26 protein-coding genes and 1 tRNA gene are annotated in these 25,918 nt (G+C 69.0%); 10 read left to right on the forward strand and 17 right to left on the reverse strand.

All coding sequences use genetic code 11. From position 1 onward, the window contains the following. The first annotated feature begins 11 nt into the window (after positions 1 to 11). A complete protein-coding gene (locus KF889_01310; protein ID MBX3498053.1) occupies positions 12 to 368 on the forward strand; it encodes a hypothetical protein in 357 nt (118 codons plus the stop codon). A 139-nt stretch (positions 369 to 507) separates the two neighbouring features. On the opposite strand, the gene KF889_01315 is transcribed toward KF889_01310, so the two are convergent. Further along, positions 508 to 584, reverse strand: a tRNA-Arg gene (locus KF889_01315). Between the two features lie 64 nt (positions 585 to 648). Between KF889_01315 and KF889_01320 the strand changes: the two genes are divergently transcribed. Next, complete coding sequence (locus tag KF889_01320) at positions 649 to 1,458, forward strand: enoyl-CoA hydratase/isomerase family protein (GenBank protein MBX3498054.1); 810 nt, start codon at positions 649 to 651, stop codon at positions 1,456 to 1,458. A gap of 135 nt (positions 1,459 to 1,593) precedes the next feature. Here KF889_01320 and KF889_01325 read toward each other — a convergent pair whose 3' ends face one another. The 6 genes from KF889_01325 to KF889_01350 all read right to left on the reverse strand — a co-directional run bounded on the left by KF889_01325 (position 1,594) and on the right by KF889_01350 (position 7,077). Continuing rightward, on the reverse strand, positions 1,594 to 1,791 hold the full coding sequence (locus KF889_01325; GenBank protein ID MBX3498055.1) for a DUF1289 domain-containing protein: 198 nt from the start codon (positions 1,789 to 1,791) through the stop codon (positions 1,594 to 1,596). Beyond that, positions 1,791 to 2,471, reverse strand: a complete 681-nt coding sequence (gene phaR / locus KF889_01330) for a polyhydroxyalkanoate synthesis repressor PhaR (GenBank protein MBX3498056.1) — start codon at positions 2,469 to 2,471, stop codon at positions 1,791 to 1,793. Before phaR ends, KF889_01325 begins: the two co-directional genes overlap by 1 nt. 99 nt (positions 2,472 to 2,570) lie before the next feature. Next, positions 2,571 to 4,178 (reverse strand): glycosyltransferase family 39 protein, encoded by a 1,608-nt coding sequence (locus tag KF889_01335; protein MBX3498057.1) that lies wholly within the window; start codon positions 4,176 to 4,178, stop codon positions 2,571 to 2,573. A 175-nt stretch (positions 4,179 to 4,353) separates the two neighbouring features. After that, complete coding sequence (locus tag KF889_01340) at positions 4,354 to 5,097, reverse strand: class I SAM-dependent methyltransferase (protein ID MBX3498058.1); 744 nt, start codon at positions 5,095 to 5,097, stop codon at positions 4,354 to 4,356. Beyond that, positions 5,094 to 6,104, reverse strand: a complete 1,011-nt coding sequence (locus tag KF889_01345) for a flippase-like domain-containing protein (protein ID MBX3498059.1) — start codon at positions 6,102 to 6,104, stop codon at positions 5,094 to 5,096. Before KF889_01345 ends, KF889_01340 begins: the two co-directional genes overlap by 4 nt. 154 nt (positions 6,105 to 6,258) lie before the next feature. Next, positions 6,259 to 7,077: a glycosyltransferase family 2 protein gene (locus tag KF889_01350; GenBank protein MBX3498060.1), complete on the reverse strand. Its 819-nt coding sequence runs from the start codon at positions 7,075 to 7,077 to the stop codon at positions 6,259 to 6,261. A 233-nt stretch (positions 7,078 to 7,310) separates the two neighbouring features. Between KF889_01350 and KF889_01355 the strand changes: the two genes are divergently transcribed. Then, the gene (locus KF889_01355) at positions 7,311 to 7,865 is read left to right on the forward strand and encodes a hypothetical protein (GenBank protein MBX3498061.1); all 555 of its coding nucleotides are present in this window, start codon (positions 7,311 to 7,313) and stop codon (positions 7,863 to 7,865) included. Between the two features lie 83 nt (positions 7,866 to 7,948). Here KF889_01355 and KF889_01360 read toward each other — a convergent pair whose 3' ends face one another. From KF889_01360 to cysK, 6 genes are all read right to left on the reverse strand, one after another. After that, entirely contained in the window at positions 7,949 to 8,263 is a 315-nt protein-coding gene (locus KF889_01360) for a pyrophosphatase (protein ID MBX3498062.1), read from the reverse strand. A gap of 352 nt (positions 8,264 to 8,615) precedes the next feature. Beyond that, complete coding sequence (locus KF889_01365; GenBank protein ID MBX3498063.1) at positions 8,616 to 9,410, reverse strand: class I SAM-dependent methyltransferase; 795 nt, start codon at positions 9,408 to 9,410, stop codon at positions 8,616 to 8,618. Positions 9,411 to 9,462: 52 nt separating this feature from the next. Beyond that, on the reverse strand, positions 9,463 to 9,897 hold the full coding sequence (locus KF889_01370; GenBank protein MBX3498064.1) for a DUF302 domain-containing protein: 435 nt from the start codon (positions 9,895 to 9,897) through the stop codon (positions 9,463 to 9,465). 192 nt (positions 9,898 to 10,089) lie between these two features. Further along, positions 10,090 to 10,695: a methyltransferase domain-containing protein gene (locus KF889_01375; protein ID MBX3498065.1), complete on the reverse strand. Its 606-nt coding sequence runs from the start codon at positions 10,693 to 10,695 to the stop codon at positions 10,090 to 10,092. An 80-nt stretch (positions 10,696 to 10,775) separates the two neighbouring features. Continuing rightward, complete coding sequence (locus KF889_01380) at positions 10,776 to 12,869, reverse strand: winged helix-turn-helix domain-containing protein (protein ID MBX3498066.1); 2,094 nt, start codon at positions 12,867 to 12,869, stop codon at positions 10,776 to 10,778. Between the two features lie 134 nt (positions 12,870 to 13,003). After that, complete coding sequence (gene cysK, locus KF889_01385) at positions 13,004 to 13,969, reverse strand: cysteine synthase A (protein MBX3498067.1); 966 nt, start codon at positions 13,967 to 13,969, stop codon at positions 13,004 to 13,006. Between the two features lie 685 nt (positions 13,970 to 14,654). Between cysK and KF889_01390 the strand changes: the two genes are divergently transcribed. After that, a complete protein-coding gene (locus KF889_01390; protein MBX3498068.1) occupies positions 14,655 to 15,758 on the forward strand; it encodes an alpha/beta fold hydrolase in 1,104 nt (367 codons plus the stop codon). Between the two features lie 181 nt (positions 15,759 to 15,939). After that, complete coding sequence (locus KF889_01395; protein ID MBX3498069.1) at positions 15,940 to 16,791, forward strand: LytTR family transcriptional regulator; 852 nt, start codon at positions 15,940 to 15,942, stop codon at positions 16,789 to 16,791. A gap of 119 nt (positions 16,792 to 16,910) precedes the next feature. On the opposite strand, the gene KF889_01400 is transcribed toward KF889_01395, so the two are convergent. After that, on the reverse strand, positions 16,911 to 17,291 hold the full coding sequence (locus tag KF889_01400) for a hypothetical protein (protein ID MBX3498070.1): 381 nt from the start codon (positions 17,289 to 17,291) through the stop codon (positions 16,911 to 16,913). A gap of 238 nt (positions 17,292 to 17,529) precedes the next feature. Further along, on the reverse strand, positions 17,530 to 18,642 hold the full coding sequence (locus KF889_01405; GenBank protein ID MBX3498071.1) for an AAA family ATPase: 1,113 nt from the start codon (positions 18,640 to 18,642) through the stop codon (positions 17,530 to 17,532). 193 nt (positions 18,643 to 18,835) lie between these two features. Between KF889_01405 and KF889_01410 the strand changes: the two genes are divergently transcribed. Next, on the forward strand, positions 18,836 to 19,993 hold the full coding sequence (locus KF889_01410; protein ID MBX3498072.1) for an acyltransferase: 1,158 nt from the start codon (positions 18,836 to 18,838) through the stop codon (positions 19,991 to 19,993). A 14-nt stretch (positions 19,994 to 20,007) separates the two neighbouring features. Beyond that, positions 20,008 to 20,664 (forward strand): dienelactone hydrolase family protein, encoded by a 657-nt coding sequence (locus tag KF889_01415; protein MBX3498073.1) that lies wholly within the window; start codon positions 20,008 to 20,010, stop codon positions 20,662 to 20,664. A gap of 36 nt (positions 20,665 to 20,700) precedes the next feature. Here KF889_01415 and KF889_01420 read toward each other — a convergent pair whose 3' ends face one another. Continuing rightward, entirely contained in the window at positions 20,701 to 21,774 is a 1,074-nt protein-coding gene (locus KF889_01420) for a galactose oxidase (protein MBX3498074.1), read from the reverse strand. 214 nt (positions 21,775 to 21,988) lie between these two features. On the opposite strand from KF889_01420, the gene KF889_01425 reads away from it, so the two are divergent. Beyond that, positions 21,989 to 22,312: a carboxymuconolactone decarboxylase family protein gene (locus KF889_01425; protein ID MBX3498075.1), complete on the forward strand. Its 324-nt coding sequence runs from the start codon at positions 21,989 to 21,991 to the stop codon at positions 22,310 to 22,312. A 5-nt stretch (positions 22,313 to 22,317) separates the two neighbouring features. After that, positions 22,318 to 22,743, forward strand: a complete 426-nt coding sequence (locus KF889_01430) for a DUF4189 domain-containing protein (protein ID MBX3498076.1) — start codon at positions 22,318 to 22,320, stop codon at positions 22,741 to 22,743. A 100-nt stretch (positions 22,744 to 22,843) separates the two neighbouring features. Here the strand turns inward: KF889_01430 and KF889_01435 are convergent, their stop codons facing one another. Further along, positions 22,844 to 24,091 (reverse strand): MFS transporter, encoded by a 1,248-nt coding sequence (locus KF889_01435; GenBank protein MBX3498077.1) that lies wholly within the window; start codon positions 24,089 to 24,091, stop codon positions 22,844 to 22,846. Between the two features lie 292 nt (positions 24,092 to 24,383). Between KF889_01435 and tcuA the strand changes: the two genes are divergently transcribed. Then, positions 24,384 to 25,877 (forward strand): FAD-dependent tricarballylate dehydrogenase TcuA, encoded by a 1,494-nt coding sequence (gene tcuA / locus KF889_01440; protein ID MBX3498078.1) that lies wholly within the window; start codon positions 24,384 to 24,386, stop codon positions 25,875 to 25,877. Positions 25,878 to 25,918: the final 41 nt, after the last annotated feature.

The raw sequence follows: 25,918 nt of genomic DNA on the forward strand, positions 1-25,918 counted from the left end.
GTGCCGCCTTGATGAACCTCGCCGCCGCATCATCGAGCAGCACGGCGAGCACCGCCGTCGCCTGCCCGACGACTTTTCTCTCGCCGTCGGCGCAGAGCACCACGACGCCGGACCTCGTCGGGCGGCCGAGCCTCAACGGCCTTGCCTCGGCGATGACGATGTTTGCCCGCGGGTTTACCATTCAGCCAAGCCTCACAGGTGTGATCGGAAGCCGGCAGGACTCAGTGCATTTCGTTCTTTCTGTACTCAGCTCGACGCAAGCGCAGAGCGCGGCGCATTTGGCCGACATACCATCACCCAACGACGAAGCCCGACCGATGAGGAAAGTCACATTCTGCAATCAGTTGGCGTCGGCAGATGGCAGATGACGAGCGCTCGACGCCCGCTTCAAACGCTATGGCCAGCCGTCCGACCGATTGCCGGGCCGTTCAGGGGTCGTGCGGCTACGCGCCAGCTACGCGGCAATTTGCGGCGCGGTCTCTGGACAGCCCAAATTATTGAAATTGTTGGCGGACCCGGCGAGATTCGAACTCACGACCTCTGCCTTCGGAGGGCAGCGCTCTATCCAGCTGAGCTACGGGTCCGGCGCGGCCGGACCATACCGGATCGGGTATGAAGGGGCAACTGCAGGCGCTCCCGGGGGCAGTCATGAGCGAATCGTTCGTCCACATCGAGAAGGGGCTGGGCACCGCCGGCCGTATCGCTGTCGTGCGCTTCGACCGCGGCGGCGCCGTCAACGCGCTGTCGCCGGAGGCGATGCGCCAGCTGCGTCGCGCCGCCGAATCCTTCGAGGACGATCTCGACACCTCGGTCGTGATCCTCACCGGTACGGCGAAGTCGTTCTGCGCCGGCTTCGATCTGAAGGACGGCGAGGGCGCGCTGCGCGCCGCCGCAGGCATCGGCGCACGCCGCCACCAGCAGCGCATCGGCCCGCGCATGTGCCGCGCCTGGCACGAGATGGACCAGGTGACCATCGCCGCCATCGAGGGCCATTGCATCGGCGGCGGCGTGGCGCTGGCGGTGGCGCTCGACTTCCGCTTCTGCGGTCGCTCCACGCATTTCCGCGCGCCCGAGGTCGAGCTGGGCATGAACATGAGCTGGGGCACGATCCCGCGCATGGTTCAGCTCTGCGGTCCCTCGCGCACCAAGCAGGCAGTGATCCTCGCCAGCGACCGCATCACCTCCGCCGAAGCGCATGAATGGGGGCTGGTCGAGGGCGTGTGCGACGACGGCAAGGCGCTCGATCGGGCGCTGGCCTTCGCCGAGCGCATCGCCATGCAGCCGCCGATTCCCGTGCGCATGACCAAGCAGACGGTGAATCGCGTCGCCGGCGCCCTCGACGACCTGGCGAGTCACATGGATCACGACCAGTTCACATTGACCGCGCTCACCGAGGACAACCGCGAGGGCGTCGCCGCCTTCCTCGAGAAGCGCAAGCCGAGCTTCAAGGGGCGGTAAACTTCCTACCTTCCCCCGGAGGGGGAAGGTGGCGCGTAGCGCCGGATGGGGGATGTCGAAGACGGACACGGATGTCGTTGCGACATCCCCCTTCCGCCCTTCGGGCACCTTCCCCCTCCGGGGGAAGGTAAGAAGTCAGTTCACGATCGGCGCCGGATCGGGCCGGCTCGGCAGCTCGGCGATCACGCGCTCGCGCTCCTCCTCGCTCATCGAGATCCAGCGCCCGACCTCGGCGGCGGTGCGCTTGCAGCCGCGGCACAGGCCCGAGGCGGCGTCGATGGTGCAGATCGCGATGCAGGGCGAGACGATCCGCTTGCGGACGGCGAGTGTCATCAGCCTTCGCGCTTGGTGCTGAGCGCGCTGAGCTGGGCCTGCAGCTCCTCGAGCTTGCGGCGCAGCTCCTCGAGGCCCTGGCCGCTGGCCGCCGGGTCGGATGGCGGCGGCGGCGGTGCCACCGGCGCCACGGGCGGTGCCGAATCGTCGGGCGCGGCGGCGGGTGCCGAATCCGGCGGCGTGACGCCGGCGCCGGTCATGCCGGCCATGAATGGGTTCATCAGCTTCATTGCTTGCTGGAACATCGCCATGTTCTGGCGCGCGGCATCCTCCAGCCCGCTGAACGGCTTGAAGCCGAAGGCGTTCTGCATCGCCTGGCGCATCTGCTCCTGGTTGCGCGCGAAGGCCTGCATCGACATGTCGAGATATTGCGGCACCAGCCCCTGCAGGTTGTCGCCGTAGAACGCGATCAGCTGGCGCAGGAAGGAGATCGGCAGCAGGTTCTGGCCGCTCTTGCTCTCCTCCTCGAAGATGATCTGGGTCAGCACCGAGCGGGTGATGTCCTCGCCGGTCTTGGCGTCGTAGACCACGAACTCGGTCTTCTCCTTCACCATCTGCGAGAGATGGTCGAGGGTGACGTACATCGAGGTGGACGTGTTGTAGAGCCGGCGGTTGGCGTACTTCTTGATCACCACCGGCGCGGGTTTCGCGCCGGGTCCGGACTCGGGTTGCGTCGCCATATCAACTGTCTCCGCCAATGCCGCGCCGCACAAGATGGCACCGTAAACCCCGGGGCCCACAGGAGCAAGCCACAGGTGCGCTGCGGCGAGTGCGGCTGCTCAACCGGGACGGCAGGAGCCCGGCTGGGTCACGACATGGATGCGGGTGACCGAGCCGCCCGGGGCATGCTGCCAGCTCGCGGCAGGGGCTGGCAGGCCCGCGATCGGCTCGCCGTGGTGCAGCAGCACGCCGCCCTCGGCACAAATCCGGCGCGCCGCCTCGGCGAGCGGCACGTCGAAGCGGCCGCCGTCGGAGACGACATGGAGGTCATAGCGCGGCCGCGACGGGCTGATGGACGCGCCCAGGATGTAGAATCTGCGATGCGCACCACGCTCCTGGTGGATGTGCTCCTCGCTCAGCGCGCGCGGAACCGGCCCGCCGCCCAGGCCGAAGCGATCGAGGCCCAGCCGCAGCTTGTCGCGCCAGGCGTCGGGTCGCGCCACCAGAGCCCAGATCCGATCCGCCGCCTCGGGCGTGGGCAGCGGCACGTCGATGCGATCCGTGATGTAGATCCTGGTGCCGGGCGGCACGTTGCGTTCGATCCAGGCCACGGCCTGGTCGGGCGCGTGCGCACGCCGCAAATACCACGCGTCGCTGGCGCCGATCGCGAACGCGGGCGCGACGACGGCGAGGCCGATCGCCAGCATGGCGACGGCGCGGCGGTTCTGCGATACGAGCTCGCCGAGCGCATGCAGCGCGATCGGCATCAGGCCCACGGTGGCGACCACCAGCGCGCCGTCATGGCGCAGGCCGAAAGGGGAGGGCTTCAGCGCCATCACGGCGAGCAGCAGCAGCCAGGCTCCGGCAAGCGCCTCCGGCCAGCGGCGGTACCACGCGGCCGCTGCCAGGCCGGCCAGCGCCGCCATCGCCGGCAGCATCAGGCCCTCCTGCCAGAACGTGAGCCAGATCGGCGGCGCGCCGGGAGGCGGCCGCGGGTCGAGCATGCGCACCGAGATGATGTAGCGCAGGTTGCCCAGCAGATGGGTGAGGTACCACGGGGCGATCACGACGAAGGCGAGCGCGGCGACGAGGATGGTGAGGGCGAAGTCGCGCCACGGCGGGCGGCCGCCGGCTGCGCGCCATTGCAGCAGCAGGACCAGGGGACCCACCATCACCATGTCGATGCGGGTGCCGACGGCGAGCCCGACCAGGATGCCGGCGCCGACGACGCGCCCGCGACCCTCGCGCTGCGCCACCAGCAGGGCCAGCAACGCCAGCGACCAGGCGATGGCGTAGGGTCGCGCCTCGGTCGACATCTCGACGAACATCGGGAAGCTGGCCGCGAGCGCGCCGGCAACCAGCGCCCGTCGCGCGGCGAGCAGCGCAGTGACGCAGCTCAGCACGACGATCGCGCCGACGGTGACGAGGCGCAGCGACGACAGGTCGGCGTAGTGGGCGAAGAGCGTGGCCTCGAGCGCGGCGATCGGCTTGAGCATGCCGGGCACGGCGGCGAACGCCGCCCCGCCGGCGATCAGCCGCCACGCCGCGTCGATGCCGCCGATCATCGCGGTGAACCACGTCAGCACGCCCGCCGGCACGAACTTGTAGGCCGGCGTGATGCCTTCGAGCAGCAGCAGCCCGTCGCCGAGATAGCCGACCTCGTCCGACTCCGGCGGGGCGTGGCCGGCGGGGAAGGCGACGAGCCGCAGCGCGATGGCCGCGAGCACGATGGCGATGACGGCCCATACCTTCCCCCGCTTTGCGGGGGAAGGTGCCCGAAGGGCGGATGGGGGTGTCGGCATCGCGGTCAGACTCGATCGACGGAGTGTGTGGAAACAGCCACCCCCATCCGGCGCTTCGCGCCACCTTCCCCCGCCAGCGGGGGAAGGTAGGGGAACTGCATCATCCCTTTAGCGGCGCGCGCCCGACGGCGAAGAGCGACAGGCCCATGACGTGGCGCAGCGCCTTGTCGAGCGGGCGCAACAGCGGGATCAGGCGGTTGAACAGCCTGACCTGCTCGGCCGGCGGCGTGGTGCGCTTCAGCACGCGGCCGTTGAGCCACCAGCCCGGCACGGCGAAGGCGTTGAACGGCCACAGGCGCTCGGCCTCGAAGCCGGCCTCGCGCAGCGTCGCAGCGAGCGAGGCGCGGTCGTAGCGCCGCCAGTGGCCGATGGCCTCGTCCATCGGCGAATGCAGCGCCTTCATCGCCGGCACCTTCAGCACGATGCGGCCGCCGGGCTTGAGCCGCGCGCGCAACCGCGACAGCAGCGCCACGTCGTGCTCGATATGCTCCAGCACGTCGAGCAGGATCACGCTGTCGAAGGCCTCGCCGAGATCGACCGCGGGATCGGTGGCATCGGCATGCCGCACGGTGACCGCCGCCATGCCCCTGGTCGCCTGCGCCGCCGCCGCGGCATAGGCCGGGTCGATGTCGACCGACACCAGCTCGTGCCCGGCGCGGGCCAGCGGCACGGTGTAGGTGCCGGTGCCGCAGCCGACCTCGAGCACGCGCCGGCCGAGATACGGGCGCGCCTCGTCGAGGATCCAGCGCGTGTAGGCGTCGGCGCCCGAGAGGTTGTCGAGCCAGAAATCCTGCGCCGCCGAGGCGCCGCCCAGGCTCGTCCGTGCCGTCGTCGGTGTCGTCATGGCCGCGCCTTCGTCATGTTGCCGCGTGTCGCCGCCAGCACGGACGAGCCCGCCCAGGTCGCCAGCCCGACCAGGGTATAGCCGCCGATCAGGTAGATCTGCACCGTGCTCGCCGCGACGATCGCCGAGGTGGCGTCGACGTCGAACTGGCCGAGGATCAGGACATAGGCGATCTGATAGCTGCCGACATAGCCGGGCGCGGTGGGCAGCAGGGTGCTGAGGCTGGCGCCGCCCATCAGCGACAGCATGCCGGCCGGCGACAGATCGACGCCGACGGCGCCGCAGATCGACCAGATCGAGCAGACCTCGACCGCCCAGATCGGCAGGGTGCCGAGCGCCACGAGGGCGAAGCGCGGCGTGCGCACGATCCGCAGCAGCTGCGCGAAATCGCCCAGCATGGCGCCCAGCCGGTTGGCCAGCGCCCGACCGCCGGGCAGGCGCGCGATCAGCAGCGCCAGCGCCGCCTCGGCATTGGCCTGCGACAGCCGCGTAGCGATCAGCAGCAGCACGCCGATGCCGATGGAGGCGACCGCGGCGCCGCCGATCAGCGCGTGGCGGCTGGCCGGGTCGCTGCCGCCATGCAGCGCCAGGCCGACGGCAAGCAGGCCGACCACCGCCAGCAGGTCGAGCAGCCGCTCGACGACGATCGAGGCCAGCACGCCCGAGCGCGACAGCCCGGTGCGGCGCGCCAGGTAGTCGGCGCGGAACAGCTCGCCCAGCCGCGCCGGCAGCGCGGCGTTGACGGCGTAGCCGGCGAGCAGCGCCTGCAGGCTCATGCCGGCGCCGACCGGCGCGCGGAAGGCGAGGATGGCGCGCCAGCGGATCGCGCGCATGATCATCGCCGCGCCGTACAGCGCCACGCCGGTGAGGATGCCGCCGAGATCGGCGGCGCGGAAGATGCGCGCGGCTTCGGCCCAGTCGACGTTGCGCGCCGACAGCCACAGGCACAGCGCGCCGATGGCGACGCCCAGCACCGCCATCACGATCCGGCGCAGGGTAGGGTTCATGGCTTCACATCTTTACCTTCCCCCGGAGGGGGAAGGTTCCCGAAGGGCGGAAGGGGGATGTCGAAGCCGAACGCAGGAGTCCGTCTTCGACATCCCCCATCCGTCGCTGCGCGCCACCTTCCCCCTCCGGGGGAAGGTGAAGGACTGACGATGCTCACACCCGTCCCGGCCGCTTGAAGCGGAACTTCACGACGTACCACAGCGCCAGCACGCCATCGCGCCAGCCGATCTTCTTGCCCTCGGCGTAGGTGCGTCCGTAGTAGTTGATGGCGCATTCGTAGATTCGCCAGCGCTTGGGCCGCGCGAAGACCGACGACAGCTCGACCTCGATGCCGAAATCGTCGCTGACGAGGTCGACGCCCGCGATCACCTCGCGGCGGAACATCTTGTAGCAGGTCTCGAGGTCGGTCAGCGTCTGGTCGAACAGCACGTTGAACAGCGCCGAGATCGTGCGGTTGCCGAGGTAGTGGTAGAGGTACAGCGCGCGGTGCGGGCGGCCGTAGAAGCGCGAGCCGTAGACCACGTCGGCGACGCCGATCTGCATCAGCCGGAACATCGCCGTCCAGTCCGACGGATCGTATTCGAGATCGGAGTCCTGGATCACCACCACGTCGCCGGTGACTGCGGCGAAGCCGGTGCGCAGAGCGCGGCCCTTGCCGCCGTTCTTCTCGTGCAACAGCGGGCGGATGCTCACCGGGCCGGCGACCTTCTCGAAGCTGTCCTCGGGCGCCGCCGCCGCGTCGGTCGGCGAGAGGAAGGCGATCGTGCCGTCGGCCGCGCGATGCACGCCGGCGATGACATTGGTCTCGGCCGGGAAGGCGGCCTCGATCCACGCCCGCGTGCCGTCCTTCGAGCAATCGTCGACCAGCACGATCTCGCGCGCGATTCCGGGAAGCACCTGGGTCACGGCGCGGATGATGCGCGGCAGGGTCTCGCGCTCGTTGTAGACCGGGATGACGATCGACAGCAGCAGGTCCTGGCGCGGCGCAACGTCAAAACCGGACTGGCTCACCGGCAGGGTCTCGGCATAGGGCACTGGGAATCTCTTAAACGAATCAAAGAAATAGCTGAAGATCGTTGATAGATGTAACCTTTTTTGCCTGCCAAATGCAATCGCGCGCGATGCCGCGGCAGCACCTGCCCTCTATGGCAGGTCGCCTGATCCGGCGGCATAGTCACCGTTCTGACCAGGGGAGAACCTCCCGGATGGCTGAGGCGACGGCTGCGGGCCCCGACGCGGGCCCTTCATGGCGGCGGAGGCTGTGGCGGGGCGTTGTGGTCTATGCGCCCGCGGCGGTTGTGGTCATCGGCGGACTGTGGACGGGCACCGTCTGGTTGGTGGAACGGTCCGACAGCGCCGCGAAAGAGCGCGAGCTCGCGGTCCGCGAGTCACGCCGCCCGTTCCTGGAAAAGCAGCTGTTGTTCTATTTCGAGACCGCGAAGGTGACGGCGAAGCTGGCGACCGTCCCGAAGATGGGCGTGAACGACAAAGGGCCCGGTGCCACCGAGGACTGGCAGTGGGCGTATCGCCGCTTCTGGGAACTGTACTGGGGCGAGCTGGGGGTCGTCGAATCGCAGGAGGTTGCCAGGGCGATGGCCCGCTTTGGCTCGGCTCTGAAGGACATGGAGGTCTGCGCGACGCCGCAACAATGCGAGAGTGAGCAACGCAAGCTCACCGGCCTGTCGCTGTCGATCGCCTCCGAGATGCGAAAGTCGATCCAGGCGGATTGGGGCTATCAGCTGCCGCCGCTGGCGAAGTGAACCCCATCACCTGTCGCGCCGGCGCGCCTCCGATGAATGCGTCGAGAACTTGTGACGGGTGGGCGCAACGTCGAGTCGTCGACCTATCGCGCGCCTTGCTGCCGCTTGGCGAGCCGCGCTTCGACGTGGCGACGACTCTCGGTGAGTACGGCGGATGGCGCCACGCCGGCGGCCGCGCAAAGGCGTGCCCAGTAGTAGATGGCGTCGCCCAGCTCGTGGGCGAGATGCGCGCGATCGAGCGTGCCGCCCTGCAGGCGCCGCTTGACGATCTCGCCGACCTCGCTGGCGTCGCCCATCAGCGAGAAGGCGAGGATCGCCAGGTGCGTATCGGGCGAGTCCGCCGTCGTCTCCTCGCCACCCGCCTGACGCGCCCATTTGCCGTAGTCATCGATGTTCATCGCCGCCTCCCGTGAGGTCCAGGACAATCAATCCATATGGCATTTCAGCTATGGCCATCACTCCCTCTCCCCGCTTGCGGGGTGAGGGATCGTGTCGAGTGGCGCACCGCCGCGTAGACGGGAATGGCGATCGACAGCAGCAGGTCCTGGCGCGGCGCGACGTCAAAAACCGGCCTGGCTCACCGGCAGGGTCGCGGCATAGGGCACGAAGAACTCGTAAACGAATCAAAGAAATAGCTGAAGATCGTTGATTAATGTAACCTTTTTTGCCTTCCGAATGCAATCGCCATGGAGACGCACGGAGTGCGCCGCTGTCGACGCCGGTTGGATCACTCCTTGCGCAAGACGCGGCTTACACCGATCCAAAGAAGACATATCGGACGAATGGCATCATCAGGCCCTCGTCGTGAACGTACCGCGCCAATCTCAGATCGACGTGCTCCAGGAATCCTTCCCGGTCTTTCTCGCTCAGCAATGCCAGCCGCTGACGGGAGTATGGGGCTCCCGACGCGATCCATCCGATGAACGATCGGGCCGATGGCACCCGACGCACGAGGTGTCGTGCCTCGACATGCACATCGACAAATCCGGCCTGCGTCAGGAGCGTGTGGATCTCATCCGGGTGCGAGAACACAAAAGAGGTCAGCCGGCCGGCATCGGCCGACACGAAGCGAGCGAGCCCCTCCGAGAGGGCCTGATATCCCGGGTTCTGCTCAATCGGTCCCCACGAGGTTCCTGTGAAGCGCCCTCGCCTGCGCAACAGGCGCCGGAACCCGTCGAGCGCTCTCGACCGGTCTGGAAAAAACTGGAGCCCCTCGAAGCACGTCACGAGATCGAACATCGCGTCGCGGTAGGGGAGTCGGCAGGCATCGGCGCATAGCCATTCGATCGGTGAGGCGCCGGGCTCCGAAGGCGCACGCCGTGCCACTTCCAGCATGGCTTCGTTGTTGTCGACGCCGACGACGGACCCGCTGGCACCGACATGCCGAGCGGCGGTTCGCGCGGCAATGCCGGTACCACACGCGACGTCGAGGACATGCTGCCCGGCCCTGAGACCGAGCGGTTCGATGACGGCCTCGGCCCAGGGGCGGAACACATTGGGCACCAGATCCCGTTCATATGCCTCTGCCATCGCAGTGTCCGACATGCCTGGCCTCCCCGCCTGTCGCTCGCCTTGGATCGGTCGCGAGCCGCCTGCTTCACCTCACGATCGCGTCCAGCATCGCCTCGAACAGCGGAGTCACCTCCTTGGCTGCCTTCTCGAGATTCGGGTCGGGATAGAGCGCGTGCATGAAGTTGGGATGCAACATGGAGATGCGCGTCGCATCGCCCTCCCGGTAGATCGCGATATGTCCGCACGGCATCATCGCGGCGACATGCAGGCCGGCCGCGAAGATGTCCTTGCCGATCGGCGGGTAGCAGATCTTCACGGCATCGATCTCGCCGCCCTTGAGCTTGAACGCCGCGAGATAGAGCCACTTGCGTTCCAGCACGTAGGACCGAACCGCGGCAACGATCTGGTCAGGTGCCTTGGTGCTGGTGCGCATGAGGAACATCTCGTTCGGCTCCCGGGCCGCGGCGGTGCCGGCGAGCAACCCCAGGAATCCGGCCAGGATGAGCGCGTGCATTTTCATCGGTGCCTCCCTTGCACTTTGTCCTCACGTCCTGCGCGCCAGGAACGGATATCCGTAGACCTCGAAGCGCCTGGCGTTTCGCTCCCCCGACGCACCGGCGAAAGTGTCGACCGGCGAGCCGATCACGATCTGCTCGAAGCCCGCTTCCTCCAACATCCGCTGCCAGCCTGCGCACGGCAGGCCTCCGGCGATTCAAGCCGTCCAGAGATCGATGTTCAGGGTCGCCGCTTCGGGCACTGGCTGACCGTTCGCGATGTCGGCGAACTGCAGATGGCCGCCCGGCCGCAGCACGCGCCGGATCTCGGCCAAGACCTGCCGCTTGTCGGCGCAAAGGTTGATCACGCCGTTGCTGACGACGACATCGGCCCAGCCATCCTCGACCGGCAGGCGTTCTGCCAGCCCCTCGCGGAACTCGAGATGCGCCATGTCCATTTGCGCCGCGGTGCGCCGCGACTTCTCCAGCATCTCCTCGGTCATGTCGACGCCGATGACGCGGCCCGAGGGCCCCACCTGTCCCGCGGCGATGAAGCAATCGAAGCCGGCACCCGCGCCGACATCGACCACCTTCTCGCCCGCAGCGAGGGGACGCAGCGAGAAGGGGTTGGCGACACCGGCGAACGACTCGACCGCGGCCTCCGGCAGCGAGTCGACCACGGCAGGGTTGTAGCCCAGCCGGTGGGCGAGAAATCGGCCGGTGTGGAAATGGTAGGTGTCGTGCGGCCGCAACGCGACGTCGCGATACTTGCTGCTCACTTCGGCGCGCAGCCTTACCGCGTCGACGAATGTCTGCGAACTCATTCGTGGTCCTCCTGGCTATTGCGGTCGCGCCGTGCGCGCGCCGCTTGTTCGCCGCGTGTCTTCCCTGACTGCCGGCGACGTCACGGCACACCGGCCTTCCTCAAGCCGTCCAGATAGGTTTCGAGCTGCTCTGTGCGCTTGAGGTAGAACAGGTGCTCCTTGGCGAAGGCGACCGAAAAGCCGGGCTTGATCCGTCGCAGGTCGGCGACAGCGCGTTCGATCTGCGAGCGGTCGCCAAGATGGCCGAGCGCGGCGACCAGGTGCGCCGTCGCCCAGTACTGGGCGTTCGGCACCTGCACCGCCCGGCGCGCCCAGTTCACCGCCGCCTCGTGCTCGCCGCGGAATATGTGGGCAAGCGAGCGGTATGAATAGAAGGCCCAGCGGAACGGGTCGTGCGGGCTCAGCCGGATCGCGACCTCGAAATTGGTGATCGCCTCGTCGAGTCGTCCCTCGTAGGTCAGCGAATCCGCCAGGGCGCAGTACGAGACCGCGAGGCAGGGGTTGAGCCGTAGCGCGTGCTCCAGAGCGGCCAGCGCCTGATCGTATTCCTGTCGCGCCAGGTGAACCCGGCCGAGGAAGCAGAAACCCTGTGCGTCCTGGTCGTCGAGCTCGACGGCCCGCCTGGCCGCGGCCAGGGCCTCGTCCATCGCCGCCGCCTCCGACGGCGCGTCGAAATACACCATGCTGAGGATGATGGCGTAGGCCAGCCGCGCATGCGCCCCGGGGAAGGCGGGGTCGAGCCGGATCGACTCCCGCAACAGCTCCTGGCTGCGGCGATTGGCTTCCGGCGTGAACTTGTAGAACTCGGCGCAGCCGAGCTGGTACAGATCCCACGCGCCGAGATTCTTGCGCGGCTTGCGCTCGGCCTTGCGCTGCTCGCTCAGGCCGAGCTCGGCCTCGAGGCGCGAGGCGACCAGCTCCGAGATCTCGTCCTGCAGGTCGAAGATGTCGGCGGCGCTGCTGTCGAAGCGCTCCGACCAGATGCTGTGCTCCGTCTCCGCATCAACCACCTGGATAGTCGCGCGGTACCGGTCGCCCGCCTTGCGCATGCTGCCGGTCACCACGTAATCGGCCTCGAGCTTCTTGCCGATGGTGCGGATGCTGTCGCCCGAGTTGCGGAAGGCGAACGCCGGGTTGCGGGCGACGACGGTCAGCCATCGGTTCTTGGCGAGCGCCGTAATGATGTCCTCGGTGATGCCATCGGCGAGATAGTCCTCGGACGCGTCGCTGTTGAGATTCGTAAATGGCAGCACGACGACCGAGGGGCGCTGTCGGATCGCGTCCAGCGTCTCTTCAACGCGGCTCTCGGGCTGCGCCGACACCTCGCCGACCGGTGCGCTGCGCACCTCCGGGATGAAGCGGAAGCCGCGGCCGTGAACGGTGGCGATCATGCGCTGCGAGGCGCCGTCGTCGCCCAGCGCGCGCCGCGCCGCCTTGATCTGGCTGCTGAGCGCCGCATCGGAGACGATGCGGTCGCCCCAGATCGCCGCGAATACCTCGTCCTTGGCCACGATCCGGTCGCGATTGCGCGCGAGGAACACGAGCAGGTCGAAAACCTGCGGCTCGACGGCGACCCGCGCTCCAGCCTTGCGCAGCTGGAAGAGCGAAACGTCGAGCTCGAACTCGTCGAAGCGCAGGATGCTCGCCCCGCGCGCGTCGGGCTCGAAGTCGACGCGATAGGCCTCGATGGGGCGGCTGATGTTCTTGACCGCCTGCTCGCCGATCGACACCAGCCGCACGGCCACGTTGGGGCCGATATGGTCGTGCACCTGGCGCGACAGCACGATGCCGCCGGCCGGCGCGATGCGCTCGAGCCTTGCCGCCACGTTGACGCCGTCACCATAGATATCGTCGCCTTCGATGATCACGTCGCCCAGATGCAGGCCCATGCGCAGCTGCAGGCGGTGGTTCTCCGGCACGCCGGCATTGCGCTCGGCGAGCTCTTTCTGGATGTCGACGGCGCATTGCAGGCCGCCGACGACACTGGCGAAGGCGGCCAGCGTGCCGTCGCCCATCAGCTTGATGATGCGCCCGGAGTGCCGCGCGACCGCGGGGTCGACATGACGCGCGCGGATGTCCTTGAGCCGCTCGAGCGTGCCGGTTTCATCGCGCTCCATCAGGCGGCTGTAGCCGACGACATCCATCGCCAGGATGGTTGTGAGCTTCCTCTCCATCGCGCGCCCCTCCCCCGACCAGTGCCGGGGTCCGGCACTGCCATGGTCGCTCCGCTCGAAAAGGCTAGAAGATGCCATTCTACATGTCACTGAACATGAAGGATTGCGCGCGCGAATGGGCGGGCCGCCGGCGCCTATCCGTCGTCGAGATGCGCGAAGAGCGCCGTGGAGATGTAGCGTTCGGCGCTGTCGGGCAGCAGCGTGACGACCGTGCGGCCCTTCAGCTCGGGCCGCGCGGCGACGCGCAGCGCGCAGGCCAGTGCGGCACCCGAGGAGATGCCCGCCGGGATGCCCTCCAGCACGGACAGTCGACGCGCCGTCTCGATCGCTTCTTCGTTGCTGACCTGCAGAACCTCGTCGATGAGACTGGTGTCGAGCACATCGGGGACAAAGCCCGCGCCGATGCCCTGGATCATGTGCGGCGAGTGCGTGCCGCCGGACAGGACCGGGCTCTTGTCCGGCTCGACCGCGATCACGCGCAGCTCGGGATTGCGCGCCTTCAGCACTTCGCCGACGCCTGTCAGAGTGCCACCGGTGCCGACGCCGAGGACCACCGCATCGACCACGCCGTTGGTATCGACCCATATCTCTTCGGCGGTGGTGCGACGGTGGATGTCGGGATTGGCCGGATGGCCGAACTGCCAGGGCATCACCGCCTTCTCGGTGCCGGCGATGATCTCCTTCGCCTTGTCGATGGCCCCGCCGATGCCCTTCTCGCGCGGTGTCAGCGCCAGCTCGGCCCCGAGGAAGCGCATCAGCTTGCGCCGCTCGATGGAGAAGCTGTCGGGCATGGTCAGGATGCAGCGATAGCCCTTGGCCGCGCAGGCGAAAGCGAGCCCGATGCCGGTGTTGCCCGACGTCGGCTCGACGATGACGCTGCCCGGGCCGATGGTGCCGTCGGCCTCCATCGCCTCGAGCATCGAAATGGCGATGCGGTCCTTGACGCTGGCGAGCGGATTGAAGAATTCCAGCTTGGCAAGCACCTCGGCCTGGCAGCCGGCTTCCCGCGCCAGACGACCGATGCGCACCATGGGCGTGTTGCCGATGGTCTCCAGGACGTTGCCGTAGACGCGGCGGCGGCCCGGCTTGTCGAAGGTCAGCCGATTGATGTGCTGGACGTTCAAGAGTGCCTCCTTGGCCGCCCTGTACCGATGCGCGGCGACCCTTGGCCCCGACAATGGGCCCGGTGGCGGATCTCCGCTTGGCGGAGTACTGGAGAAGTTCGGGGGATTTCCTGAGGAGAAGCCGGAAAATCCTGAAGCGGGACAGGGCGGGCTTGCCTGGCGCTGGCGGAACAAGCCGAGGACCGGATTGAACCGTGAGCGGCGCTACCGACTCCGTCTATACTCCCGGCCATGGCGGACGATCCGACCTTCGATGCGCTGGCCAGGCGCTATCTCGATCTCTGGCAGGGCCAGCTTTCGGCGCTGTCGGGCGATCGGCAATTGACCGAGACGCTGGCGCGGCTGCTGGCCTCGGCCAATGCCGGCGTGGCGACCGCTTTCGATTCCGCGCGGAGGGCGCATGAGCAAGCCCGATCAGGCGCCCGTTCCCCGGGTGGGGCCGCGGCCGCTGCCGCTGCATCTGCTGACGGCGCTGCAGAGCTGGAGCGGCTCAGAGCTCGGCTTGACGCTCTGGAGCAGCGCGTCGCCGAGCTCGAGCGGCGTGCCGTTCCCAAGCCCCGCAAGCGCAAGCCCCGATCTGCCGCCGACTGAGGGGCCGCCGACTGACGCGCAGGCGCGCGCCGAGGCCTTCCGCGCCGTCTTCGCGCCGCTGCTGGCCGAGATCGACGCGGCGCGCGCGCAGGCCGGCGTCGCCAATGTCGGGCCGCTCGACGATCCGTTCCGCCAGGCCCTGCGCCGCGAGGTGGCGCGCCGGCTCGACCGGCTGGCGGCCGGCGTGCAGGCCTATCGCGGGCATCCTTCCGGCCGCACGCTCGACGATCCGCCGGTGGTGTGGCGCGAAGGCTCGACGGTGCTGCGCGATGTCGGCGCGGCCGACGGCGTGCGCTGCGCCGCCGACGCGACGCCGGTGCTGGTGGTGCCCTCGCTGGTCAATCGCTGGCAGGTGCTCGACCTCGCGCCCGGCCGCAGCTTCGTGCGCGCGCTGGCGAGCGAGGGCTTGCGCCCCTACGTCGTCGACTGGGGCACGCCGGGCGAGGCGGAGCGCGATCTCGACACCGCGGGCTGCGTCGTGCGGCTGGGCCGGGCGCTCGCCTGGCTCAGGGCGCGCGCCGGCGGGCCGTTGCCGGTGATCGGCTACTGCATGGGTGGCACCCTGGCCGCCGGGCTGGCGGCGCATCGGCCGCGCGATGTCTCGGCGCTGGTGGCGCTGGCCGCACCGTGGGATTTCCACGCCGATCGCGCCGGGCAGGGGCTGCTGGTGGCGACCGGGCCGTGGCTCGCCGAGCTGGCGATGCGCGTGGGCGAGCTGCCCACCGACGCGATCCAGGCGCTGTTCTGGTCGCTCGATCCCTGGCTGGTGGTCAGCAAGTTCCAGCGCTTCGCCGCCATGGACATGAATTCCGACGCGGCGCGTGACTTCGTGCTGCTTGAGGACTGGCTCAACGACGGCGCGCCGCTGCCGGCCCTGGTGGCGCGCGACTGCCTGATCGGCTGGTACGGCGAGAACCAGCCCGGCCGCGGCACGTGGAAGGTGGCGCGCCGGCGGGTGCGGCCGCGCGAGATCGCGACGCGCGCGCTGGTGGTGATCCCGGCCAACGACCGCATCGTGCCGCCGGCCTCCGCCGCCGGGCTGGTCGGGCCCGACGGGCTGGCCAACGCCACGCGGCTCGACCTGCCGCTGGGCCATATCGGCATGATGGTCGGCTCGCGCGCCGTCGAGCGCTGCTGGCGCCCGGTGATCGACTGGCTCAAGGCCGGTGCATGATGCGGGATCGCAGCCCTCCCTTCATTTCCCTCCCTCTCCCCGCCTGCGGGGAGAGGGTCGGGGTGAGGGGCCGGTCGTCACGTGACCGCGGCCGCAGTTCGTCGCACAAACCCCTCACCCTCCCATCGCGCTGCGCGCGACGGGCCCCTCCCTCTCCCCGCAAGCGGGGCGAGGGGGAAATATGGTCCAGGTCGATCGAGCCATGATCCCGCGTCGGCCGGATTGGCGGCTGGTGGCGCTGTGGGCCGCCGCGCTGGGGCTGTCCTTCGTCACCCGGACCTGGACGCTGGTGACGGATGCGGCGCGCGCGCGATTCCCCATGGGCTGGGCCGAGGCGCTGACGCTCGAGGGCACCAGCCACGCCGCGATCTTCGCGCTGCTGCCGGCGATCTACTGGGCGCATCGGCGCTGGCCGCTGATGGCGGGCTGGCGCAATCTCGCGGTGCATGCGCTGGGCAGCGTGGTGTTCTGCGTCGTGCATGTCGCGGCCATGCTGGCGCTCAGGCTGGCGCTCTATCCGCTGATCGTCGGCCGCGCCTATCAGTACGGCGCGCTGCCCGAGCAGCTGCTCTACGAGTACGGCAAGGATGTCGTGACCTACGCCATCCTCAGCGCCGGCACCATCGCCTTCGCCCAGTTCCTGGTGCGGCGCGAGGAGGCCAGGCCGCCCGAGCCGCCGCCACCACCGCCGATCGAGCCGCTCGAGCGCTTCGCGGTGCGCAAGCGCGGCAGGGAGATCCTGCTCGACGCCGGCGACATCGCCTGGATCGAGGCGGCCGGCAACTACGCCGTGCTGCATGTCGGCGGCCAGACCTACGAGGTGCGGTCGTCCCTGACGAAGCTCGAAGGCGAGCTCGATCCGCGCCGCTTCGTGCGTGTGCACAAGAGCTACATGGTCAACATCGCGCGCGTGCGCGAGGTCGAGCCGTGGATGAGCGGCGACTGGCGCATCCGGATGGACGATGGCGCCGAGGTCAGCCTCAGCCGGCGGTATCGCGATCGGTTCGAGGCGGTGGCGCCGGTGAAGGCGTAGCGAGCACTTGCGGCTGTGGTCGGTCGGGTTGCTCATCGTCCTGCGGCGAGGAAGGAATCGACAAGATCGTGCCGCTGTCCGCCGCCGGCGACTGTTCGATGCGAGATATTCGCGCATCGCTACGCCCAGCCCTTCTCGTTCATGCGCCGCAGCATCTCCGCGAAGAAGCTCTCGGCGTTGAAGCGGCCATCGTCGCACAACGGCTGCGTCGCGGCGATGCGCAGCGCGGCGCTGCTGAGCGTCGCGTTGCCGGCCACGTCGCGCCAGGCGTCCATCATCGGATGGCGCCACACCTCGGCGAGCGCGTTGAGCCGCAGCAGGATGCGTCGCGGCAGCGCCGGGTGGGACGGGAAGGCGTTGCCGAGCGCGTTGAGCTTCATCAGGCGCAGGCGCTCGGGATCGGCGTGCGTCATGCCGTATACGGTCGCGTACCCGTCGACGAAATCGCGTTCGGGCACGGCGGCGTGCGGATCGAACGGACGTGGGTGATGGCGGCTCAACGCGCGGCTCCTCTGATAGCCCTCACCACCCCCTTATGGGGGTGGTGAGGGCTGGGGGGATGGAAAGGGGATGGCAGGGAGATCGCCGGGGATGGCAGGTGGGGATGGCAGCGGGATGGAAGGGGATCGCCGGGGATGCCAAGGGATGGCAGAGGGGGATGGCAGAGAGGGATGGCAGGTGGGGACGGCATCGGCGCTCACGCTCCGGCATTTCCGATGCCGCCTTCACCTGCCGAGGTCATGTGCCGACTTCACCCGGCAGGGTCATGTCGTGCGGTCGCACGTAGAGGCGGCGTTTGCTGGGCGAGCCCAGCTCGACCTTCACGATCTTGCCCAGCGCGACCAGGCGCTCCTGCGCGGCGGTCATCGCCTGCCAGCTCCAGCGCCGGCATGACGGGAACGTGCGCAGCCTGATCGCCAGGCCGTTCTTGGCCTGGCTGTCGGCCGGCACCAGCACGCCGTTGCCGACCAGCCTGCGCAGGCCGGCGAGCACGGTGTTGTCGAGCTCGAGGCGGTCGACGAAGGTGCCGCCCGTGCCGCGGGCGCGCTCCTCCAGCACGAAGACATGGTCGCGCCAGACCAGCCTGAGCTTCTCGCCGGCGCGGCCGTAGTTGCTCTTCATCAGCTTCAGCAGGCGTTGGTCGGTCTCCTCGTCGTCCTCGCCCTCCATGGTCTGCGGCTTGGTGAGATAGAGGCGGCCGCGCACGGTGTTGTGCCAGGCCGTGCTGCCGCTCAGCCCCGAGCCGCTGTTGAGCCCGGTGAGCGAGGGATGGGCGTTGAGGATCACGCCGCCGTCGTTGATCTTCGCCAGCCGGCGCAGCGCGCCGACGAACTGGCGCACCTGGGTGCGGATGTTCTCGTTGCCGATGAAGGTGTCGGCCGCGGTGTCGATGATGGTCAGCTCGGCGCCGCTCTCGCGGATCGCGTGCTCGAGCTGGTGATAGAACACCATTTCCTTGCCCTCGTCGGTGCGGCGATCGAAGGCCATCAGCCCGTTCTCCAGCCCGACGCGGCTGAGCATGGTCATCGCCCCCAGGTCGCGCATGTCGCAGCCGTAATGGGCGTTGATCTGTGCCTGGCGGAAATGCAGCTCCTCGGCGTCGTCCTCGCAGAAGATCGACAGCGAGCGCACCGGGTGCGGCTGCGGCTCGATGCCGAGGAATGGCCGCGCCGTCGCCATCGCCGTGGCCAGCTGCTGGACCAGCAGCGACTTGCCGACGCCGCCGTCGCCGTTGAGCATCGTCACCGAGCCGCGGATCAGCAGGCCGGGGATCAGCCAGCGGCGTTGCGGGATCGGCTTGCCCTGCCAGTCCGCCGCGCAGATCGCGTTGAATCTCTGAAGTGGGCCCATATCATCCTCCTGTTGCACATCTCTCTTGTTTATCTAATTTCCGAAATTATCAAGTCCTAATTCTCGTTTTGTTCCCATTAGGGCGCGCGCCGCTCGTCCCGCGCGCCGCGCCGGTCGTCCCACGGGATGCGCCGGTCGTCACAAAATCCAGCCGGATCAAGGGCCTGGCTGGCATCAGGGGGGCATGACCCCGATGACCTCCCCGACCGACCGCCGCGCCGACCTCGACTGGCTGCGCGTGAGCGCCTTCGCGCTCTTGATCCTCTACCACTCCGGCATGGCCTGGTCGGGCTGGAGCTGGCACGTCACCGACCAGCAGAGCGCCGACTGGCTGCGCTGGGCGATGCGCTTCACCAACCGCTGGCGCATGCCGCTGATCTTCCTGGTCTCGGGCGCCGCGGTGATGCTGGCGCTGGGCCGCCGCGCCGGCGGCGAGTTCGTGCTCGACCGGCTGCGGCGCCTGGCCCTGCCGCTGGCCTTCGGCATGCTGGTGATCGTGCCGCCCCAGGTCTACGCCGAGCGGCTGCATCGCGGGCAGTTCGCCGGCTCCTATCTCGACTGGCTGCCGCATGCCTTCGACGGCGGCGCCTATCCCGCCGGCAACATCTCCTGGCACCACCTCTGGTTCGTCGCCTACGTGCTGATCCTGACGCTGGTGCTGCTGCCCTTACTGCTGTGGCTGCGCGGCGCACGGATCGAGGCGGCGTATCGCGTCGTGGCGCGCCGGCACCTGTACTGGCTGGCGATCCTGCCGCTGGTCGCCGCGCATCTGTTCCTGGCGCCGATATCCCGCAATCCCGGCGGCGTGGTCGGTGACTGGTTCGGCCTCTGCTACTACGGCACGCTGCTGCTCTACGGCGCGCTGCTGTACCGCCGCGGCGAGCTGCTCGACGCCGTGATGCGCGCGCGCTGGGTCGCGTTGGCGATCGGCGTCGCAGCCTTCGCGCTGCTCGATCATCTGTTCTTCACCGGTGTGCGCGCGAGCATCGCGACCGACGAGCGGCCGCTCTATGCCCTGCTCTCGGGCGTCAACACCACGGCCTGGCTATTGGCGATCGTCGGCTTCGCGCGGCGTCACCTGACGCGGCGCCCGGCCTTCCTCGCCTATGCCACCGAGGCGGTCTACCCGTTCTACATCCTGCACCAGACGATCACGGTGATCGCCGTCTACTGGCTGGTGCGCACCGGCTTGCCGGTGGGCACGAAGTTCGCGCTCGCCGCCCTCGTCACCTTCGCCGGCTCCTGGCTGCTCTACGAGTTCGTCGTGCGGCGCGTCGGCATGCTGCGGCCGCTGTTCGGCCTGAAGGTTGCGCGCCACCGGCCGCTTGCGCAGACTGTCGCCCATCGATGACGGGAGGGACAGCGATGGCGATGATCGAGTTCGCGCGGCCGGACGGCAGCAAGGCGGGCGGCTGGCTGGCGATGGCCGGGCAGGGCAGGCCGGGCGTGGTGGTGATCCAGGAATGGTGGGGGCTCAACGACCAGATCAAGGGCGTCGCCGACCGCTTCGCGCGCGAGGGCTACAACGCGCTGGCGCCCGACCTCTACAAGGGCCGCGTGACGCAGAAGCCGGACGAGGCCAACCACCTGATGACCGGCCTCGACTTCCCCGGCGCCACGCACCAGGACATCGCCGGCGCGGTCAACCACCTGCGTGGTGTGTCCGGCAAGGTCGCGGTGATGGGCTACTGCATGGGCGGCGCGCTCACCGTGGCTTCCGCGGTGCACGTGCCCAACCTCTCAGCCGCGGTGTGCTTCTACGGCATCCCGCCGGCGGAGTTCGCCGATCCGAAGAACATCAAGATTCCGTTCCAGGCCCACTTCGCCAACAACGACGACTGGTGCACGCCGGCGGCCGCCGACGCGCTGGAGAAGGCGATGCAGGCGGCAGGGCAGAAGCCGCAGATCCACCGCTACGACGCCAACCACGGCTTCTGCAACGAACGCAGCGAGCAGAACTACCACGTCGCCTCCGCCAACACGGCGTGGGAGCGCATGATGGCGTTCCTCGGGAAGATGTAGCTCTTCCTCCCTCTCCCCGCAGGCGGGGAGAGGGAGCTACTCCAGCGTGAACGCCTCGTGCACGGCGCTCTGCACGGCGCCGCCGACGATCGGGCCGCCGCCGGCGACGTAGATCGTGTCGCCGATCGACACCGCGCCCAGGCCGTGGCGCGGCGTCATCATCGGCGCGTAGGACCACCACTTGTCGTTGGCGACGTCGTAGGCCTCGTTCTGGGCGAAGACCTTGCTGGTGCCTTCGCCGCCCATGCAGAAGATCTGGCCGCGCACCACCACCGAGCCGTGGCCCGAGCGCGCGGTGGGCAGCGGGTTGCGGAAGCGCCAGCGGTTCTCCTTCGACTCCCAGGTGTGGTGCAGGTTGGAGTTGGTGTGGAAGGAATCGACGCGCCCGCCGATGACGTGGATGCGATCGCCGACGGCGACGATGCCGGTGTGGTCGCGCGCCGTCGGCAGCTTCGCGGCCTCGCTCCAGGCGTTGGCGGCGGGGTCGTAGACCAGGTGCCAGTCGACCGAGCGGCGGTCCTGGAAGGAATTGCCGACGGCGCCGCCGATGCAATGGATCCTGCCCTCGAAGCCGATGCACGCCATCGCCCCGCAGGCGCGCGGCAGCCTGGCGATCGGCATCCAGCCGATGCCCTCGCCGGGATAGACGAAGCACTGGTCGTGCGGCGTGTGGTTCTGGCCGAGGAAGCCGCCCATGGCGTAGAGCCGGTTGCCGAGCGTGGCGACGCCGACATGGTTGGCGCCCAGCGGCAGCGGCGAGGCTTCGCGCCACTTGTCGTCCGTGGGGTCGTAGACGTGGTGATAGGGCCGGTCGACCTTCTGCTCGCCGTAGCCGCCGACCAGATGCATCCGGCCATTGAGCGCCGTGGCCCAGGCCATCTCGCTGCGCGGCAGCGGCAGCGGCGCGCGCGCCATCCAACTGCCCTGCTTGTCCGCCTTCGGCGCCGGGCTGTCGAAGACGCGCTGCGTGCGGGCGATCTCCGGTTCGCCGACACGGCCGGGCTGGTTGAGCCGCTCGTACAACGGCCCGTGCTGCGCGTGCTGCGCGTGCGCCGCGGTGGCGCCCATGCCTGCCGCCGCGACGCCGGCCAGCACGGTCCGCCGTGACATATCACTCATCGCGACCCTCCACTTCGCCCTTCCTTCCCCCGGAGGGGGAAGGTGCCCGAAGGGCGGATGGGGGATGTCGAAGACGAACTGAGGAGTCCGTCTTCGACATCCCCCATCCGGCGCTCCGCGCCACCTTCCCCCTCCGGGGGAAGGTAGAGCAAGTATAGCGCAGTGCTATGCTCGCCGCCGTCCACATCGTGCGGGAGGATTCGTCATGGCTCAGCCCCGTCCCAAGAGCGCGCGCGAGCGGCTGGGTGCGTTCTCGCCCAAGCTGATCGACCTCACCGAAGGGGTGCTGTTCGGCGACGTCTGGGAACGCCCCGGCCTCAGCAAGCGCGACCGCAGCCTGATCACGGTGGCGACGCTGGTGGCGCTGAACCGCACCGAGCAGCTGCGCGGTCACCTGATCCGCGCCGTCGACAACGGCGTGAAGAAGGACGAGATCGTCGAGCTGATCACCCATCTGGCGTTCTACTCTGGCTGGCCCACCGCGATGTCGGCGGCGACCCTGGCGCAGGACGTGCTGGCGGAGGCCTGACCCCGATGCGGCACGGCACGCTGCTCGCGGCGATCGCGTTCGCCGCCCTGCTCGATCCGGCGATGGCTCGCGCCGACGGCGCGCTGGCTGTCGGATTGCCGGCCAACGTGGAGCGCGACGGCGTCGCCTTCGGCTGGGCGGTGCGCCTGCCGCGCGCCGACGCCGAGCGCGTGGCGCTCGAGCAATGCCGCTCGGCGCCGGGCACGCCCGACGGCGCGCGCTCGCTCTGCCGCGTCTTCGAATCGTTCAGCGAGGCCTGTGTCGCCATCGCGCTCGATCCCGAGGACGGCACGCCGGGCTTCGGCTGGGCGGTCGCGCCGACCAAGTCGGGCGCGGAGGCACAGGCGCTGGGCGACTGCCAGCGCTCGGCGGGCGCGGCGCGCCAGGCGTTCTGCGCGATCTCGGTCAGCGACTGCGACGTCGGGCGTTAGCCATTGGCCTTCCTGTCATCCCGAGCATCGCGAGGGATCCAGGCGACTTTCCTGGATCCCTCGCGATGCTCGGGATGACAGTGGCGTCCAGCCTGTCCGGCTAGGCGTTGGCCGGTGCGGTCCTCGTCCACAGGTGCCCGCGCCAGCGCAGCGCGATCAGCAGGGTGAAAAGCAGGCCGACGCCGCAGAAGATCGCCGCGGTGATCGCGTAGTCGAAGCGCGCCACCAGCGGGCCGGCGACGAGGATGCCCAGCGGCATGCCGTAGACCGCCAGCATGCGCACGCCCATGACGCGGCCGCGAAAGGCCGGTTCGGTGGCGCGCAGCAGCATCACCGCCATCGGCACCATGCAGAAGCTCTGGGCAAAGCCCGCCGCCATCAGCAGGACGCAGCCGGCCACCGGCGAGGTCATGAAGGCGAAGACCGCCAGCAGCGCAAACCACGCCGCGCCGCTCAGCAGCATCATGCGCGCCGGCCGGATGCCGGCGCCGTGCGTGGTGAGCGCGATCGAGCCCACCAGCGCGCCGAAGGCGAAGCTCGCGGCCAGCCAGCCCAGGCCGGTCTGGCCGATGCCGTAGACGTTCTTGGCGACATAGGCCAGCAGCGTGCCGGTGAGCGGGAAGGCGGTGAGGTTGACCAGGAAGGCGAGGTACATCGCCGAGCGCAGATGCGGCTGGTTCCACACATAGGCCAGGCCCTCGCGCATGTCGCGCCACGGCGAGATCGGCAAGGCGCCGGCGATCGTCGGCCGCACGGCGGTATTCGAGACGCCGAAGGTCAGCAGCAGGCTCAGCAGATAGAGCGCCACGACCGCGACATAGGCGTGGCCCATGCCGAGCGCCGCCACCAGCCCGGCGCCGGCCAGCGAGCCCGCGACGCGCGCCGAGTCGGCCGTCGTGCGCGAGATGCCCATGGCGCCCATGAGATGCGGCGGCGGCATGGTCTGGCCCACCAGCAGGTTGCGCATCACCAGGTCGGAGGGCCGCACCAGGCCGCTGACGATGGCGACGGCGAAGGCGAGGATGGGCGTGACCGTGCCGGTGAAGATCAGCAGCACCAGCACGCCGGCCAGCAGGGCGTAGGTGAGCCGCATCAGGCAGAGCAGGTTGCGGTAGCCGACGCGGTCGCCGGCGATGCCGAACATCGGCGCCAGCAACGTGCCGAGGAAGGTGAGCGCGCCGAAGGCGGTGAGCCACAGCACCGAGCCGGTCTCGACCAGCACGTACCAGCCGAGGATGATGGTTTCCATCTCGAACGCCCAGGCGGTCGCGAGATCGGCCGGCCACTGGAACCGGAAGCTGCGCACGCGAAACGGCGCCAGCGCCGTCACGCTCGAAGTCAAACTCACCGCGACTGATCGACGGCGCGTAGTCCCGCCCGTCCCTCTGCGTTCCCTCTTGGCGGCGACTATAGACGGTGGCCCTGGTCGGCCAACCCTCTATCAACGCAGCGCTGGGTTGATGTTACCTTCCCCCGGAGGGGGAAGGTGGCGCGCAGCGCCGGAAGGGGGATGTCGAAGACGAACGCGGGAGTCCGTCTTCGACATCCCCCTTCCGCCCTCCCGCCTTCGCGAAGCCCGCTTCGGCGGGCGAAGCAAGGTCGGGCACCTTCCCCCTCCGGGGGAAGGCAAGGGAGGAGTCATGTCCGCAGATCAACAATTCGACGTCATCGTGGTCGGTCTCGGCAACGCCGCCATCTGCGCGGCGCTGTCGGCGCGCGAGCAGGGGGCGCGGGTGCTGATGCTGGAGAAGGCGTCGGTCGAGGAGCGCGGCGGCAACTCGCTGTTCACCGCCGGCGGCTTCCGCTTCGTGCATGACGGGCTGGACGATCTGCGCCAGGACATCCTCGACGACCTGTCGCCGGCCGAGGCCGAGCAGATCGTGCTGCCGATGCTGAAGGCGGAGACGTACATGCACGACCTGATGCATGTCACCGAGCACAACAGCGAGGAGGCGCTGGCGGAGATCCTGATCGGCCGCTCGCGCGACACCATGCGCTGGATGCGCCGCAACGGCGTGCGCTTCATCCCGATGTTCGGCCGGCAATCCTACAAGCTCAACGGCAAGCACCATTTCTACGGCGGCGTGAACATCGAGGCGGTGGGCGGCGGCTACGGCCTGGTCGACCAGCTCCTGAAGGCGGCCGATCGCCAGGGCATCGAGATCCGCTACGCCACGCGCATGACGCGCCTGCTGCAGGACAAGTCCGGCACGGTCATCGGCGTGACGGTGAAGGGCCCCGAGGGCTTCGCCGAGATCAACGCGAAGTCCGTCGTGCTGGCCTGCGGCGGCTTCGAGGCCAATCCGGAGATGCGCGTGCGCTATCTCGGGCCGGGCTGGGAGCTGTGTCGCGTGCGCGGCACGCGCCACAACACCGGCGACGGCATCAAGGCGGCGCTCGACATCGGCGCGCAGCCCTTCGGCGGCTGGTCGACCTGCCACGCCGTGGCCTGGGACATCAGCGCGCCGCCCTTCGGCGATCGCGTCGTGCTCGACAATTTCCAGAAGCACTCCTATCCGATCGGCATCGTCGTCAACCTCGATGGCGAGCGCTTCGTCGACGAGGGCGCCGATTTCCGCAACCACACCTACGCCAAGTACGGCCGCGAGATCATGAAGCAGCCGCAGCGCACCGCGGTGCAGATCTTCGACCAGCGCACCATCGACATGGTGCGCGACGAGTACCGCATCCGGCAGGTGACCAAGGCCGAGGCCGATACGCTCGAGGAGCTGGCGCAGAAGCTCGACATCGACGCCGAAGGGCTGGTGCGTACGGTGAAGGCGTTCAACGCCGCCTGCCAGCCGGGCGACTACAACCCGGCGATCCTCGACGGCGTGAAGACCAGGGGCATCACGCCGCCGAAATCGAACTGGGCGCTGCCGATCGACAAGCCGCCCTTCACCGGCTTCGTCGTCACCTGCGGCATTACCTTCACCTTCGGGGGCCTGCGCATCAACGAGCAGGGCGAGGTGCAGGACGTCACCGACCAGACCATCCCCGGCCTCTACGCCGCCGGCGAGCTGGTCGGCGGCATCTTCTACGGCAACTACCTCGGCGGCGCCGGCCTGATGTCGGGCGCGGTGTTCGGCCGGCTGTCGGGCCGCAGCGCGGGGCTGCGGGCAAAGTCGCAGTAGCCCTACCTTCCCCCGGAGGGGGAAGGTGGCGCGCAGCGCCG

It is taken from the genome of Alphaproteobacteria bacterium (assembly GCA_019635875.1).
Lineage (GTDB): Bacteria > Pseudomonadota > Alphaproteobacteria > Reyranellales > Reyranellaceae > JAFAZJ01.